At 68.5% G+C, this 852-nt stretch carries 1 protein-coding gene; it reads right to left on the reverse strand.

The window, feature by feature from the left end; genetic code table 11:
• Window positions 1–21: 21 nt before the first annotated feature.
• Window positions 22–690, reverse strand: coding sequence for a maleylacetoacetate isomerase (gene maiA / locus ACDELDRAFT_RS23160; protein ID WP_005801738.1), 669 nt, complete (start codon window positions 688–690; stop codon window positions 22–24).
• Between the last annotated feature and the right edge of the window lie 162 nt (window positions 691–852).

Consider the following 852-nt stretch of genomic DNA (forward strand, 5'->3'; position numbering starts at 1 on the left):
GGGACGGCTGTGGGCCAGGCATCAGGCCGCGCTGTCGGGGCACGACGAAGGCTGCGCCTGCTGGAAAGCCGGCAGCGCCATGCAGGCTTCGAAGGCCGCCAAGGTCAGCGGGAGCGCGCCGAGGTCCACGTTGAAGCGTTGGCAATTGAATATCTGGGGCACCAGGCAGCAATCGGCCAGTGTGGGGGCGTCGCCCCAGCAATAGACCGATGCCGCCAGCCCCTGCGCGGCGCGCTGCCGCGCCAGCAGCGCCAGTTGGCGCTCGAACGCCTCAAGCCCACTGCGGGCCCAGTGGTGGTACCAGGCGCTCTTGGCGGACTCGCCCACCCCCAGCTCATTCACCAGGTATTTCAGCACCCGCAGGTTGTTGAGGGGATGCATCTCGCAGGCCACCATCTGGGCCAGGGCGCGCACCTGCGCCCGGGCCAGGGGCTCGGCAGGCAGGAGGGGCGGCTCGGGGTGGGTTTCATCGAGGTATTCGATGATGGCCATCGACTGCGACAGCGCCACGCCGTCGTCGGTAAGCAGGGTGGGCACGAGGGTGTCGCCCACCTGCCCGGCATAGGCCGGCTCGCGGTGTTCGCCGCGCACCAGATGCACAGGAAGGTATTCGTACCCCAGCCCTTTCAACTGCAGCGCGATGCGCACGCGAAAGGATGCTGACGAGCGGAAGTAGTTGTAGAGCTTCATGGGCGGTAGAGAGCAGGAGTTGGGACAGAGCCTAGCGCACCGCAGCACTGCTGCCCGCCGCTGCGGGGCTGAACACCAGCTTGGCCAGCAGGGCCTTGAGCTGCGCCGCCTCCGCGTCGGTCAGCGGCGCCATGAGGCGCTCCTGCACGCGCTGGGCAGCGC

It is taken from the genome of Acidovorax delafieldii 2AN (assembly GCF_000175235.1).
GTDB classification, from domain to species: domain Bacteria; phylum Pseudomonadota; class Gammaproteobacteria; order Burkholderiales; family Burkholderiaceae_C; genus Acidovorax; species Acidovorax delafieldii_B.

Excerpts from the sequence above, each read along its gene's own strand:
- maiA (WP_005801738.1), bottom strand. The coding sequence starts at position 690 with ATGAAGCTCTACAACTACTTCCGCTCGTCAGCATCCTTTCGCGTGCGC.